At 51.5% G+C, this 14,840-nt stretch carries 12 protein-coding genes; 8 read left to right on the top strand and 4 right to left on the bottom strand.

What is annotated here, in order from left to right; translation table 11 throughout:
• Positions 1-65: 65 nt before the first annotated feature.
• Positions 66-587 carry a DUF3231 family protein gene (locus AC4G46_RS13215; RefSeq protein WP_491128339.1) on the bottom strand — a complete coding sequence of 174 codons (522 nt, stop codon included), beginning with the start codon at positions 585-587 and terminating at the stop codon, positions 66-68.
• Between the two features lie 180 nt (positions 588-767).
• Here AC4G46_RS13215 and AC4G46_RS13220 point away from each other — a divergent pair, with 180 nt between their 5' ends.
• A complete protein-coding gene (locus AC4G46_RS13220) occupies positions 768-992 on the top strand; it encodes a hypothetical protein (RefSeq protein ID WP_491128340.1) in 225 nt (74 codons plus the stop codon).
• Between the two features lie 75 nt (positions 993-1,067).
• Here AC4G46_RS13220 and AC4G46_RS13225 read toward each other — a convergent pair whose 3' ends face one another.
• The gene (locus AC4G46_RS13225; protein WP_491128341.1) at positions 1,068-1,940 is read right to left on the bottom strand and encodes a helix-turn-helix transcriptional regulator; all 873 of its coding nucleotides are present in this window, start codon (positions 1,938-1,940) and stop codon (positions 1,068-1,070) included.
• Between the two features lie 127 nt (positions 1,941-2,067).
• On the opposite strand from AC4G46_RS13225, the gene AC4G46_RS13230 reads away from it, so the two are divergent.
• Both AC4G46_RS13230 and AC4G46_RS13235 read left to right on the top strand, forming a co-directional pair.
• Positions 2,068-4,020, top strand: a complete 1,953-nt coding sequence (locus AC4G46_RS13230) for a glycoside hydrolase family 127 protein (RefSeq protein ID WP_491128342.1) — start codon at positions 2,068-2,070, stop codon at positions 4,018-4,020.
• A gap of 185 nt (positions 4,021-4,205) precedes the next feature.
• Positions 4,206-4,805 (top strand): hypothetical protein, encoded by a 600-nt coding sequence (locus AC4G46_RS13235; RefSeq protein WP_491128343.1) that lies wholly within the window; start codon positions 4,206-4,208, stop codon positions 4,803-4,805.
• A 346-nt stretch (positions 4,806-5,151) separates the two neighbouring features.
• On the opposite strand, the gene AC4G46_RS13240 is transcribed toward AC4G46_RS13235, so the two are convergent.
• Together AC4G46_RS13240 and AC4G46_RS13245 are read right to left on the bottom strand one after the other, a co-directional pair.
• On the bottom strand, positions 5,152-7,587 hold the full coding sequence (locus AC4G46_RS13240; RefSeq protein ID WP_491128344.1) for a glycoside hydrolase family 94 protein: 2,436 nt from the start codon (positions 7,585-7,587) through the stop codon (positions 5,152-5,154).
• 105 nt (positions 7,588-7,692) lie between these two features.
• On the bottom strand, positions 7,693-8,796 hold the full coding sequence (locus AC4G46_RS13245; protein ID WP_491128345.1) for a LacI family DNA-binding transcriptional regulator: 1,104 nt from the start codon (positions 8,794-8,796) through the stop codon (positions 7,693-7,695).
• 311 nt (positions 8,797-9,107) lie between these two features.
• Between AC4G46_RS13245 and AC4G46_RS13250 the strand changes: the two genes are divergently transcribed.
• The 5 genes from AC4G46_RS13250 to AC4G46_RS13270 all read left to right on the top strand — a co-directional run bounded on the left by AC4G46_RS13250 (position 9,108) and on the right by AC4G46_RS13270 (position 14,833).
• A complete protein-coding gene (locus tag AC4G46_RS13250) occupies positions 9,108-10,184 on the top strand; it encodes a LytTR family transcriptional regulator DNA-binding domain-containing protein (RefSeq protein WP_491128346.1) in 1,077 nt (358 codons plus the stop codon).
• 131 nt (positions 10,185-10,315) lie between these two features.
• Entirely contained in the window at positions 10,316-11,164 is an 849-nt protein-coding gene (locus tag AC4G46_RS13255) for an ABC transporter ATP-binding protein (protein ID WP_491128870.1), read from the top strand.
• A complete protein-coding gene (locus tag AC4G46_RS13260) occupies positions 11,161-11,871 on the top strand; it encodes an ABC transporter permease (protein ID WP_491128347.1) in 711 nt (236 codons plus the stop codon). Before AC4G46_RS13255 ends, AC4G46_RS13260 begins: the two co-directional genes overlap by 4 nt.
• 210 nt (positions 11,872-12,081) lie before the next feature.
• Positions 12,082-13,113 carry an ABC transporter substrate-binding protein gene (locus AC4G46_RS13265; RefSeq protein ID WP_491128348.1) on the top strand — a complete coding sequence of 344 codons (1,032 nt, stop codon included), beginning with the start codon at positions 12,082-12,084 and terminating at the stop codon, positions 13,111-13,113.
• A 115-nt stretch (positions 13,114-13,228) separates the two neighbouring features.
• Positions 13,229-14,833 (top strand): helix-turn-helix domain-containing protein, encoded by a 1,605-nt coding sequence (locus AC4G46_RS13270; protein ID WP_491128349.1) that lies wholly within the window; start codon positions 13,229-13,231, stop codon positions 14,831-14,833.
• Positions 14,834-14,840: the final 7 nt, after the last annotated feature.

Genomic DNA, 14,840 nt, shown 5'->3' on the forward strand with positions numbered 1-14,840 from the left:
GAAAAAAATAGCCGGAATACAAAAAATCCTGCTTGCGCAGGATTATCAAATGACAGGGTTCATAATCAGACGGGCACAGGCTCCCGTGACTTAAGCTGCAGCGGCGGGGGCACCAGCCAGCCTTTCTTTTTGTTCAAATGGAGCAGTGCAAGCCCGAGTGCGGTCATTTGTGAATGGAACTTCATGTACATGGCTCCGAGATCCTCGCGGATTGACATACCCGCAGCCTGGCTGCATACAACCAGTCCGGCAGCAGCAGAGGATGATAAAGCTGCGGCAATTTCCGGATCTGAAAATCTGGCTCCGGCAGGAATGTCCTCAAGCCTTGCCGATGGACGGTCAGGCAGCTGCGGAGCCGCCATGAAACCGTTCACCTTCAGCAGCTTGTCACATGCTTTGATTTCCCGGTGCACCTGATCAATGAAGTCATCAATAATTTCTTTCAGCTCTCTGTCTCCGGCATGATAATGGAAGGCCTGAAAAGCGGATAATGCCATTTTGGCAGACGCGGAAAATTGCCACAGGCCATATATTTCCCCGTAATGAAGCGGCTCGTCCTTCGGGCTGCCGCTGAGCACTCCTGACATATGCACATCTCCTTATAATATAAAATTAGGAACGTGGCTTTAGGTTGTCCGGCATAGCTTGTTTTATACGAAACCATAATAAACGATACAAATAAAACTTGCAGGCAAACATAAAAACAACTATATTAATAGTAATGATTACGAATAAACTGAATTTTAAGTAAAGCAGGTGAACAGCGGATGGATTATACATACAAAGTGCTGCAGAGCGATCTGGATCTTCTGGCAGCCGCCTTATCAGAAGTATCGGTTGCAGTAGCTGTTAAGGAATATGAGGATGATATTCTGGAGGATGGTGACCGGATCAGGGAATACACGCCGAACTCTGTAAGAATAGGGGGTTTATCTTACTGCAGGGAGCTGTATGAATTCCGTGCTTATCCGGCTGACATAGGACAATCATAAGCTCTGCAACTTTTATATACCCCCATTACTTGTGTCTGCCTATACGCGGATGCCTGCGATGGGGGTATTATGCTGTTAACGTGAATACCGCTTGCGGTAGCGCAGCGGAGAGATGCCGACCTTGCGGGTAAAGCGCCGCGAGAAGTAGGCTGTGCTCTCAAACCCAGTCCGCTCAGCGATGCCGGCAACAGAAATTTCGGTCTTCAGAAGGAGCAGCTTGGCCTGCTCCAGCCGGTAGTCGGTCAAATATTCCATCGGCGTCAGGCCGTATACACGCTTCATACAGCGGGCCAGATAATTGTAGTGAAAATGAAGCTCCTCTGCCAGGACATTGTTAGTCAGCGGTTCGGCATAATGATTTCGGAGATAAGCCTCCGTCTGCTCTGCGATCTCCACGGCATGGCTGCCGGCGGTATCCTGCTGCGCCAGATCCAGCATCCGCAGCATTTCTTCGAATATCCGCTGCTGCTGCCATACTGCGCTTGAGCGTCTGGCCCGGTTCAGCTGGATCAGCAGCTCAGCCTGTCCGCTCCGCTCAAACGGGTCCGGCAATGCGCCAAACTGCGGCACCCGGATCGTATAAGGATGAGTAAGGAACTGGCTGAAATGGGCGTCCCGGTCAGCATAGACCGGCTCGCCCTCCGCTTCGGCCCATTCTCCGACGGTATGAAAGTGAACCCAGAAAAATGTAGTCTGCTCCTCGCAGGGTTTGGCCGAATAGTGATAACGGTCCGGCAGCAGCAGCAGGCTATGGCCAGCGGGCACAGCCCATTGTTTGTGCTCTTCCCCGAGATACAGACACCCTTCCTCGACAAAAATCAGGTCGAATTTGCCCATTGCCCTGCGGTTTGGATGCTGGTCACCACGCTGATAGACAGTCCGGTCACATTCCAGAAAATAAGGGAAGGGCGGCGCCGCCATGTGGATATATGAAGGTATGGTTGTCATCGGACTGCCCCTTTTATTAGTGTGAAATAGTACAAAAACAGGGTTGCTTCTGATCCTGTTTTTGTTTCATTTTACCGTCTATAATGGCAATTAGCGAGGAGAAATATTTTACGGAGGGAAGAATAAAATGAACAAAATAACTCAGACAAAGAATACGCTGCAGGGCAAAACCTCAATCAAAGACGAATTCTGGGGACGCTATATCAGGCTGGTTCAGGATGTTGTGATCCCGTATCAATATGAAGCGCTGCATGACCGTGTGCCGGAAGCGGAGCCGAGCCATGCCATTGCCAATTTTGAAATCGCTGCCGGCAGACGGACCGGTGAATTTAAGGGCTGGGTATTCCAGGATAGTGACGTGGCCAAATGGCTGGAGGCCGTCGGTTATTCCCTGAGTATTAAACGTGATCCGGAGCTGGAGCGCCGGGCGGATGAGGTGATCGAGCTGGTCGGTGCAGCACAGCAGCCGGACGGTTATCTGGATACTTATTTCATTATTAAAGAACCGGGTAACCGCTGGACCAACCTGCAGGACTGCCATGAGCTGTATTGTGCAGGCCATTTTATCGAAGCTGCAGTTGCTTATTATGAAGCGACAGGCAAAGACAGGCTCCTTAACATTGTCCGCAAGCTGGTTGATCACATCGCTTCCGTATTTGGACCTGAAGAGGGCAAGCTTAAAGGATATGACGGGCATCAGGAAATCGAGCTGGCACTGGTGAAGCTATACAAGCTTACCGGCGAGCAGAAATATCTCGAGCTCAGCAGCTTTTTTATTGACCAGCGCGGACAGCAGCCTAACTTCCTGCGTAAGGAGTGGGAGGACCGGGGACAGGTTACCCACTGGAGCGGTAAAACGGACAAGACTGATCTGGCCTATCTCCAGGCGCATCTTCCGGTCCGCGAGCAGAGTGTAGCCGTAGGCCATTCGGTCCGGGCAGTCTATATGTATACTGCAATGGCAGATTTAGCAGCGCTCACCGGTGACGCCGGGCTGCGCGAGGCCTGCGAACGGCTGTGGCAGAACATGACGCAGAAGCAGATGTATATTACCGGCGGGATCGGCTCTACCCATCACGGTGAAGCGTTCACCTTTGACTACGATCTGCCTAACGACACGGTTTATGCGGAGACCTGCGCCTCCATCGGCCTGATCTTTTTTGCAAAGCGGATGCTGGAGCTTGAACCCGATGCCAAATATGCGGATGTTATGGAACGTGCACTGTATAACAATGTGCTAGGCTCCATGGCCCAGGACGGCAAGCACTACTTCTATGTCAATCCGCTGGAAGTATGGCCGCAGGCGTGCAGCTGCAATCCGGGTAAGCATCATGTCAAGGCAGAACGCCAGGGCTGGTTCGGCTGTGCCTGCTGCCCGCCGAATGTGGCGCGTCTGCTCACATCACTGAATCAGTACATTTATACTGTCCACGGAGACACCCTGTATACGAACCTTTATATCGGCAGTGAATCCGTCTTTACACTTGGCGGACAGGAGGTTTCTGTGAGCCAGCAGAGCGATTACCCTTGGGAGGGTAAGGTGCAATTAAAGGTGGAGCCGGCTGCGGCTGCAGCGTTCGGCATTGCGGTGCGGATTCCTTCCTGGAGCAAAGGCTTTGAGCTGACAGTGAACGGTGAAGCGGTAGATACCAGTGCTGGGCTGGAGCAAGGGTATGCTGTCATCCGCCGCGTATGGAACGCCGGGGATGTCATCGAGCTGAGCGTGCCGATGCAGGCAAGCCGTATCTATGCCAATCCGAAGCTGCGCGCGGATGCCGGACAGACAGCCATTCAGCGGGGACCGCTGGTCTATTGTCTGGAGGAATCCGACAACGGCGGGACGCTCAGCTCCCTGTCATTGAATGGAGCCGGAGCGTTCTCGGAGAGCTTTGATGCTTCGCTGCTTGGCGGAGCTGTAATTGTGAAGACAGAAGGCTTCCGAGTAGATGAGGCGAGCTGGAACGGTGAATTATACGGCAGTACTAAGGCCGGGACCAAGCCTGTCGAGATTACGGCTATTCCATATTACCTGTGGGGCAACCGCGGCAGCGGAGAGATGAAGGTATGGATCCGGGAATAGTGCCCATAATGCAGATAATAAGCTGAGCCTGCTGGACAACGGTTGTCCAGGCAGCGGATTAGGCAGCTAATTATTACTTTGGGCAAGAAGCGGACGGAAGGCAGAGCTGCAGCTGCATGTATTAGACAGCAACTTTTTGCACGGCGTGGGCGTCTCATAAGTATCCGGGTTAAAGGAGGATACTTATGAGACGTTTTTATATAGTGCTGCCTGTGCTTGCAGCCCTTCTGCTGGCAGGCTGTGGAAACAGCAGGCAGCTGGACGGCGCGGACGGACAGGCCGGAGAAGCAGCGCTGCTGCAGGAAGGGACTCCGCAGCCTGCTGAGACTGCCGCTCCGCTGGCAGAAACAACTCCTTCTGCAGCAGTCACCAGCCCGGAATCATCTGCCGCACAGCAAACGGCAGGAACGCCGGAGACGGACACAGTGGAATACAAACGGGAGATTGCCTTTGACATTGATGCCATCTCTGATCCGATTGTAAATGATGAGATTAAGGCGAGCCTTAAGGACGCACTTGAGGGGATCGTCAATGAGGATCTTGAGCAGTTCAACAGTGCCTTTACAACGCCCGATCTGGCCAAGGCGAATGAGTTCGGCTTCAAGACCGGGGGCGGAATTACCTTCACCGGAGTGGATTACATCTCTAACCAGCCAGAAGGCAGAGTAGTGATGAATGTGAATTACAACTGGATTACCGCAGACGGTGAAGAGAGGGCCGACAGCCCGAACTACTGGTTCATGCAGAGCAAGGAAGGCAAGTGGGGATTGGTTACGATTGATTGACCTGGCGGGGAATGCGCCATGATTGCACTTTCTGCAATAGAATACTCAATAAAGCGGGGGAAATGGTCTTCGGTTGTATTTCATGCAACAGAATTTTAATTTTATGCCCGCAATCGCCTGATTCTTTAAAAATGATTGTACAAAATGCAACAGATCCGATTATTCAGCCGGATTCTCAGCGATCTGTTGTACAAAATACAATAGATTGAACATTTGCAGCTGCCCGTATACTGGACACAAGCCTCCGATAGCACAATACCCAGGCAGCACACAAAGAATAACCCGGTTACACCGCATCTGCGGGTAACCGGGTTATTTTACATACTAAATCCGCCTAAGCGTCTAATTAACCAAGTTCTACAACAACCTGGTGCACAGCGCCGTCGCCCACTGGTGTAATGATGTTGCCTTCAACAGCAGCGCCGTCGAGAGTCAGGCTAGCAACGCCCTTGGACACATGGTTCGGGTTCTTAATCGTGATGACATAAGTGTCGCCGCGGAATACGCGGGTGATTTCGAAGCCATCCCACTCGGAAGGGATACAAGGATCTACCTTCAGACCGGCAAAATCAGCCTGGATACCAAGGATCGACTGGGTAATCGCTACATAGTTCCATGCAGCTGTACCTGTCAGCCAGGAGTTCTTCGCTTCACCGTGACGCACAGCGTCTTTACCGGCGATCATCTGGGAGTACACATAAGGCTCCATCCGGTGTACTTCGCTGATGTCCTCCAGGTAGGCCGGAGCGATTTTTTTGTAGATTTCGAACGCTCTGTCCCCGTGTCCAAGCACCGTTTCAGCGATCATGATCCACGGGTTATTGTGGCAGAAGATACCGGCATTTTCCTTGTAGCCCGGAGGGTACGTGGAAATTTCACCAAGGTTCAGATAGTACTTGGAGTACGCTGGCTGCTGCAATACGATACCGTATTCAGTATCCAGGTGCTCCTCTACAGAGGTCAGAGCCTTGGCTGCCTGGCCGCCTTCAACGCCGATACCGGCCATAACGCAGATACCCTGCGGCTCGATGAAGATTTTGCCTTCTTCATTTTCGTTGCTGCCGATCTTATCGCCGTAGTGGTCGTAAGCGCGCAGGAACCAGTCTCCGTCGAAGCCGTGAGTCAGCGTGATTTGACGCATGTTCTCGATCTTGGCTACAGCGTCTGCAGCTACATCGTCAAGTCCGCGCATGCGGCAGATTTCGGCATAGTCCGGTCCAACGAAGACGAACAGACCGGCGATGAACACGGATTCTGCTGTGCCGCCAGCGATATTCTCAGTGGTCTGGAACGATTCGCCCGGAACAGTGGAGAAGCAGTTCAGGTTGAGGCAGTCATTCCAGTCTGCGCGGCCGATCAGCGGCAGGCCGTGTGGTCCGAGATTGTTGGTAACATGCTCAAAGGACAGCTTCAAGTGCTCAAACAGGGTAGCAGTATGGTCCGGATTGCTGTCAAAAGGAACCTGCTCATCAAGAATCGAATAGTCGCCGGTTTCCTTGATGTAAGCAGCAGTTCCCGAGATCAGCCAGAGCGGATCATCATTGAAGCCGGAGCCGACCTCGTTGTTGCCCTTTTTGGTAAGCGGCTGGTACTGGTGATACGCGCTGCCGTCAGGGAACTGGGTAGCAGCGATGTCGAGAATACGTTCTCTGGCGCGCTCAGGAATCTGGTGAACGAAGCCGAGCAAGTCCTGGTTGGAATCGCGGAAGCCCATACCGCGGCCGATACCGGATTCGAAGTAGGAAGCGGAACGGGACATATTGAACGTAACCATACACTGGTACGGATTCCAGATGTTAACCATCCGGTTCAGCTTGTCGTCACCGCTCTGGATCTGATATTTGGACAGCAGGTTATCCCAGTGTGCAGCCAGAACAGCAAGTGCAGCGTCAACCTGCTCGTCTGTGGCGAACTGATCGATAACAGCCTGTGCCGGTTTTTTGTTGATAACATTCAGTGCTTCCCATTTCTCATCTTCCGGGTTCTCGATATAGCCGAGTACGAAGATAAGGGACTGCTGTTCGCCCGGTTCGAGCGTAATATCCAAAGCGTGGGAGCCGATTGGCGACCAGCCGGAAGCTACGGAGTTGCTTGCCTGTCCGGAAGCGACCACAGCAGGATTGTCCAGTCCGTTGAACATGCCGAGGAAGGATTCACGGTCAGTGTCGAAGCCGGCCAGCGGTTTATTTACAGAGTAGAACGCGTAGTGGTTTCTGCGCTCACGGTACTCGGTTTTGTGATAGATAACGGAATCCTTGACTTCGACTTCACCAATGCTCAGGTTGCGCTGGAAGTTGGTCATATCATCATGGGCATTCCACAGACAGAACTCGGCAAAGGAGAACAGCTTAACGGTTTTCTTCACATCGCCAGTGTTCTTAACGATGAGGCGGTGTACTTCTGCATTGTGGCCCATTGGTACAAAAGCAAGCTGGTTAACGGAAATCCCGTTACGCTCACCAGTAATGGAAGTGTAGCCAAGACCGTGGCGGCACTCGTAGAAATCGAGGTCACGCTTAACCGGCATCCAGCCCGGAGTCCAGAAATCACCATCGTCATGCAGGTAGTAGTAACGGCCGCCGTTGTCCAGCGGAATATTGTTATACCGGTAACGGGTAAGTCTTCTCATGCGTGCATCACGGTAGAAGGTGTAACCGCCGGCAGTATTGGAAATAAGACCGAAAAATTGCTCGTTACCGAGGTAGTTGATCCATGGATAAGGTGTTTTTGGGGTGTTGATTACATACTCTTTGCGAGTGTCGTCAAAAGTTCCGAATTTCATTTAGGAGAGTCTCCTTTCGATTGTGAACGCGCGTTTACGGGAGTCAGAAAAAATTCCCTTGGGGCAAAGGGAGTTTCTCTTGAAAAATCAGATATTATATGCTCTTTAAGTTGCCTTCGGCGGCTGACAGGAATCTCTTTCGACCAGCCGGGCCGGAAAGCTGATGGTGCTGAAGGTCGGCTGCTGCGAATCACAGAGCTCAATGACCTTCTCGACGGCAGCCTTGGACATTTCATAAATCGGCAGGCGCACAGAGGTCAGCTTGGGATGAATGCGGGCAGCAAGCTGCACGTCATCGAATCCGGCAATAGAGATGTCCTCAGGCACGGAAATGCCGTGCTCGGCGAACGCTTCCATAGCGGAAATCGCCATATCGTCGTTGGAGGAGAAGAAAGCGGTCGGCAGCGGACTGCCTAAAGCAATCAGCCTCTTAACCTCTTCATAAGCCTTCTCCTTCAAAAAATCGCCCTGAAGAACAAACTGCTCATTTGGAGTTAACCCATGGCGCTTCAGCGTATCCGCATAGGCCATGTAACGTTCCCTGCCGGAATAAGTGTTCATCCGTCCGCAGATCATGCCGATTTCCTTGTGGCCAAGTCCAATCAGATGCTCAATGGCTTCAACCGTGCCCTCATAATCCTTGGAATTAACGATAGCCAGATGATTGCGGTCCAGGTGCTCAGCCATGATCTCCGAAATATCATAGTCAATCAGCACAAGCGGGGAGTCCAGTCCAACCATTTCCCGCACGATATCAATGTCCTTCTGGGTGCCGACGATAATGCCGCCGTCAATCCGTTTCTGCAGAAAAGCCTGCTTGACCTTCAGGAAATCATCGGGGGAGTAGACGGTGTGGATCAACACATAACAGCCTCTGGCATTCGCCGTGTCGACAACGGCATCGACGAAGGGCGCAAAGTAGTTATTCTGGTAGATCCGGGTCGTGTTCTCCTTCTCGTTCATGCTGATGGCAAAAAGTCCGATCGTATCGGTCTTCTTGCCGGCCAAAGCCCTGGCAAAGCTGTTGGGCTCATACTGATGCTGCTCAATAACCTTCAGCACCTTGGCCCGCGTCTCTTCAGGGACATTGGAGTAATTGTTGATCACGCGGGACACCGTGCTCCGGGACACCCCTGCGAGCCTCGCTATATCTTCGCTGCGCATATTGCCCCCTTTTTGCCAGAATACAAGGACCTGATATGTATCCATTAAGATGAATGTCCTCGTATTTCAAGCGGAAACAGCTGCCGACCGGTTAAGGCCGGGGTAGTTGTTTTACTTGTAAACGCGCGTTTATGAGTTCATTGTAAAATATAATGTTCCGGAAATCAATCCTCTATTTGCAATTCTCTTTTTGAAAAAGAAGTGAACAGACGCTACTATATATAGAAGAGATTCAGAAAATGAAAGATTTGACAGCAAAACTATAAACAAACGGGTCAGGTGATGAAGTGACGGTGCTGGCAATCAGACAATTAGAAAGTTATTCCGAACATTCCGTTGTATTTCCCGCATTTACAATGGAATTAACCCGCCATGAGGCGGTCGCGCTTCACACAGGCATGAACGCAAGGATCGTGCTCCTGGGTATGTTTACAGGCAAATTGCCTGTTACCGGAGGCGAGATCTGCATTAATGGTCATACATATACAGGACGCGTCAGGAAGGCTGCGCCGGATACCGGTTTTTTGCTGCTGGAGGAAGGTCAGTATTCGAGATTGTCGGTAAAAGAGAACCTGCGCTTTTATAGCAAGCTGTATGGCTCCGGCCGGCCGGTGGATGAGGTAATCCGGATGGTCAGGCTCGATACCAAGGCCGGAGTACGGCTATCCGCGCTGAGCCATTCCGAGCGAAAACGGGTGCAATATGCCCGGCTGATTATCCAGGACCCGCAGCTGCTGATCTGTGAGGAGCCGGACCAGAACGTCGATAATGAAACGAAGCTTGTATTCCGGCGGCTTGTGCAGCAGCTGTGTGACAGCGGCAAAGCGGTGCTTATTTTAACCGGTAACATGGAAACGGCGCTTAGTGTGACGAACCGGGTGTACAGGCTGGATGAAAAGGGACTGCAGGCTTTTGATATACAAGCTGAGGAGGAATCGTCAACCGGGTCAGCTGTAAGTGAGCAGGATGCGGATACATACAGACAGGCTGCGGATGAAGCAGAACCATTGCCGGAGGAAGGCAGTCAGCCGGATTCTGAAATGTTAACAGAGGACGAATTACCGGATGAAGCCGGGCAGACGCTCCAGCTGTTCCGTTTTGAAAAAATCCCGACCCGCATGAACGACAAGATCATTCTGTTCAACCCGCCGGAAATAGACTATGTGGAAAGCAGCGACGGACAGACCCGGCTCTCGATTGGCGGTGAGCTCTATCCGACAGCTTTTAAAATTAATGAACTGGAGGAGCGTCTGCATTCCTACGGATTTTTCCGCTGCCACCGTTCCTATCTTGTTAATCTCCAGAAGGTCCGTGAAGTCATCACATTCACCCGCAACAGCTATAGTCTTGTACTTGATGATGCAGCGAAGACCTCGGTACCCTTGTCCAAGACCAAAATGGCCGAATTAAAGGAAATGATGGGGCTGAAATAAGCTCCATTCAGGTATACATATGCTCCATTCACGCTCTTTTGTGCTCCTTTCACGGTGATTTTAATGCGCTGCTGCAGCGTTTGCCGTACGATTTGGACATAGACAACAGAAGGGCGGAGGATGAGCAGGCGATGGAGAACATTATTGAAGTCACTTCATTACAGAAAGCATTTGGAGCTTCCAGGGCGCTGAAGGATGTCACGTTCAATGTAAAAAGAGGAGAGATATTCGGCTTCCTTGGCCCCAGCGGCTCCGGTAAAACAACTACTATTAAAATCTTGACTGCCCAGCTCAAGCCGACAGGCGGAAGCGCATACGCTTTTGGAGTCAGCACGGAACAGTTAAAGTCTGAGAAGTACCGGCAAAAGGTCGGAATCATCACAGACAACACCGCCTTGTACGGCAGGCTGAATGTCTACGATAATCTGAAGCTGTACTGCGATCTTTACGGTGTGCCTTATCAAAGGATTGCTGAGGTGCTGCAGATGGTCAATCTGGCGGGTGAAGAGAAGAAGGCAGTTTCCAAGCTGTCCAAAGGTATGCTGCAGCGGATTACGCTGGCCAGGGCATTTCTGCATGAGCCGGAGCTGCTGTTCCTGGACGAGCCGACTTCGGCGCTTGATCCGGTTAATACGAAGCATATTCACGAAGGACTTCTTCACTTAAAAGAAAAAGGTACGACGATTTTCCTGACTACGCATGATATGAACGAGGCCGAGGCGTTATGCGACCGGGTTGCGTTCCTGAACAATGGGGAAATCAGGCTGCTGGACAGCCCCAAAAAGCTGCGCCAGCAGCGGGGGGAGCCCACTCTGACGGTCGAGTTAGCCGACGGCAGTATGGTCATTGTGCCGAAGGGGCCTGAAGGTGCTGACCAGATGTTCCGCTATATGAGCACGGGCCAGCTTGTATCCGTGCATTCGAATCAACCGACGTTAGGCGATATATTTGTAGAAGTGACAGGGAGGAAGCTGGCATGACATTTTCAACGAGAAGAATATTTGCTATATTGCAAAAGGATTATAAAGACCTGTCGCGCAATCTGTATGTAACAACTACCTTGTTCATGCCGCTACTGATGGCTGCTTTGTTCGGACGCATGGGGATGGGCACAATTAGCTCCTATTATATAGTTATTAATATGGGTTTTATCCTTGTCGCTACCTATGTCCAATCCGCGCTGATTGCTGAGGAGAAGGAGAAGAATACGCTGCGCGGACTGATGCTGTCTCCAGCCAGCACGATGGAAATTTTTTGCGGAAAAAGCCTGCTGAGCTTCATCGCGACAGTGGTAGTCGTCACGGGATCAATCATGCTTAGTAACTATAATCCCCGGAATATGGCTGTGATTGCTATTGCGCTTTTGTTATCCGCCGTGTTCTATGTTGGATTAGGCACGCTAATCGGATTGTTTACCAGATCGGTTATGGAAGCATCGGTAGTTATCGTTCCGGTTATGCTTATCTTCACCTCCGGCTCCCTGCTTATCCCGCTCATTGAGAACTATCCGGTGCTGGCTGTAGTAGAATATATGCCGAACCTCCAATTGCTGGAGCTGGCGAACCGTGTAGAGACGGGGGAAGGACTGGGCGATACGCTGCTGCATCTGCTGGTCATCCTGGCATGGGTGCTCGTGATTCATGCGGTTGCCGCCTATGTTTATAAGAAGCGGATGGTTGATGAATAGAGCTTATAAGGTTAAGAGAGAGGCAGTCTGTGACCTGCATTTTGGTTACGGCTGTCTCTGTTTTATTGCTGAGTAATACTTAAATAAATGAGTTTGTATAAAAAATCCGCCGAGAAAGTGCATTGAAACTTCGCTCAGGCATGCTAGTATTGAGAATATGATTATTGAGAATGATAATCAATTACAATGATGTCGGGAGTGGAGAGTTCAATGGTACAACGGGGTCGGAAATATATCTGGGCAGCTATGCTCATAATGATGATGGTGGTTCTGGCAGCCTGCGGAACAAATGACAACGCAGCCAGCGGAAATGCCGTGCAGACAGAGAATGCGGCAGAGGCAGCAGCAAGCAGCACACCTGATGGTAATACACCTACAGCAACTGATAGCACCGGCGGTGATGAAGGCGTAACGCGTACTGTTACCGGAGAATTCGGCGATGTAGAAATTCCGGCGAATCCGCAGCGGATTGCGGGTATTTATGTGGAGGATTATCTGAAGGCGCTTGGCGTTACACCGGTGGTGCAATGGTATCATCCTAGCTGGGGCAAGCAGGATTATCTCGGACTGGACGTTCCTGAATTTGATATAACCGGCAGTATGGAGGCTTTGCTGGACCAGAATCCGGATCTAATTATTCTTGACGGGGGTGCAGATAAGACAGCCTACGAGAACTATTCCAAGGTAGCACCGACTTACCGGCTGCCTGAGGCGGTTCTTCAGGATTCCAGGCTGATGCTTGCTGCAATTGCGGATGCTCTGGGCATTCCGGAAAAAGCGGAGAGTGTACTGGCTGAATATGACGCCAAAGTAGCCGACGGCAAAGCCAAGCTCCAGCAGGCAATCGGCCAGGAAAAGGTCGCCGTAATCCGGCTTAATGTAGCTGATAAGTCATTTGCCTTATTCGGCGTCAAAAACCGGTACACGGGTGTAATCTATGACCAGTTCGGGCTTACGCCAGTCGATATGTCTGCCGAGATGACGGAATACCAGTCGATTATTTCTGAAGAGGTGATTCCGGAGCTGGGCGCAGATCATATTATTGTGTTCCTGGATAACGGGAACTGGGATTCGGCTGAGAATCAGGATGCCCTGACTATTCTAGACGGACCGCTCTGGAAGAACATTCCGGCAGTGAAGAACGGAAATATCTATAAAATGGAACGTTCACACTGGCAGTCCGGGGCTATTACAGCCAATTCCATGAAACTGGACGATCTGCTTAAGGCTATAGTTAAATAAGGTTAGCCCCTGGCGGCAAAATATATTGAAGAAGGTCTATCAGCGTGGTTGATAGGCCTTCTTTTTTGTTTTACACTGGAGTAATGAAAATGATTCTCAGTTGGGAGGTGGAGCAATGGAAGAAAGGGCATTGGATCATACGTACCCTTACAAGCTGTTATACAATCTTAATAGTATAGAGACGGCAACGCGTTCTTTGTCAGACAATAATCAAGCTGGCTTGTTTCCGGTTCCGGCTCTGATTATAGTCACAGACGGGCAAGGCTGGATTGAAACGGACGGGCAGCGTTACCTGCTGGACAAGGGGGCCGGATTCCTGTTTGAACGCGGAGCAGTGGACCAGATCAGCGCAGGGGAGCAGGGCTTGAGCTTTTACCTGCTTCATTTCGAAGTTATTGCGGCCGGTCAAAACAGGGTGCTTGCTATGCAAAGCTTGTCTGAGGACGGGCTGCTGCAGCCTGGTCCATTACAATGCCGTCCCTTCCCGCAAATCATTCTGCTGCTGGAATCGATTCTTCAGAGCCAGCGGAGCGCGGAGGAAATTGAACGCTTTGCGGCCCATAGCCGGTTCCAGGAATTACTGCTGCTGCTCATGCGTGCCAATCCCTGTGCCGCCGTGCCCGGGGATGAGCAGGCTGCGGTTCAGCGATCTATCCAATATATGCAGGAGCATTTCAATGAAACGGTAACAGTAGACGGTCTGGCGGAGATTGCCGGTCTGGGGCGCAGCCGCTTTACCAGACTGTTCAAAGAACAGACCGGCCAGATTCCGCTGGAATACCTTAACGGACTGAGAATAGAACGGGCACAGCAACAGCTGCTGATGAGTAAAGACCGTCTGCATGAGATTGCTCTGGCGGTGGGCTATAGTAATGAGTACTATTTCAGCCGGCGTTTTAAAGGAAGTGTCGGGGTTACACCAGGCAAGTATCGGAGCCTATACCAGGAAGGAACACGGATTTTCGCCCCGTTTCTGGAGGATTATCTGCTGGCGCTGGGTATCACGCCTGTTGCACAGTATTGCCACGCGGATTGGGGCAAGCAGGATTATCTTGGGCTTCATCATATACCGGCGTTTGATATATCCACCGGCGACTGGCAGGACCTGTTCCGTTACACGCCTGAGCTGATTATGCTCGACGACGGTTTCCAGCGCTGGCATCTCGAGGAATGCCGTCAGGTGGCACCACTGTTCAAGCTTCCGTTTCACCAGGAGAACTGGCGTGCTACACTGCGATCGGCGGCTGTGATTTTCGGGCTGACAGGACGTGTACAGGAGGTAATCAGCAACTATGACCAGAAGGCCCGTGCGGCCAGACAGCTGCTTAGCCGTTCCGCAGGCACACAGACTGTAGCAGTGCTACGGATTTATTCAGACGGAATTATGCTGTATGGATGCGAGGGGCTGGGTTACACGGGAGAGGTGCTGCACCGAGATCTTGGACTGCAGCCGCATCACCTGGTCCGCCAGCTGTGCCGGGGAAGGAAGCAGGTAAATCTCACCCATGAGGCACTGGCGCAGCTGACGGCAGATCATCTGTTTATTACCTTTGACCGGCAAATGGGGGAAGGCCGTGAGCTGCTTGAAACCCCGCTCTGGCGGAAGCTTCCTGCTGTACGCAGCGGCTGTGTCTATGAGATGGATTTTATGGCCTGGATGAATTACGGTGTGATGTCCCATCAGCGTAAAATTGCTGATGTGCTGCAGGTACTGGCATAAGGCTGGT

Source organism: Paenibacillus sp. fava2, from assembly GCF_058313675.1.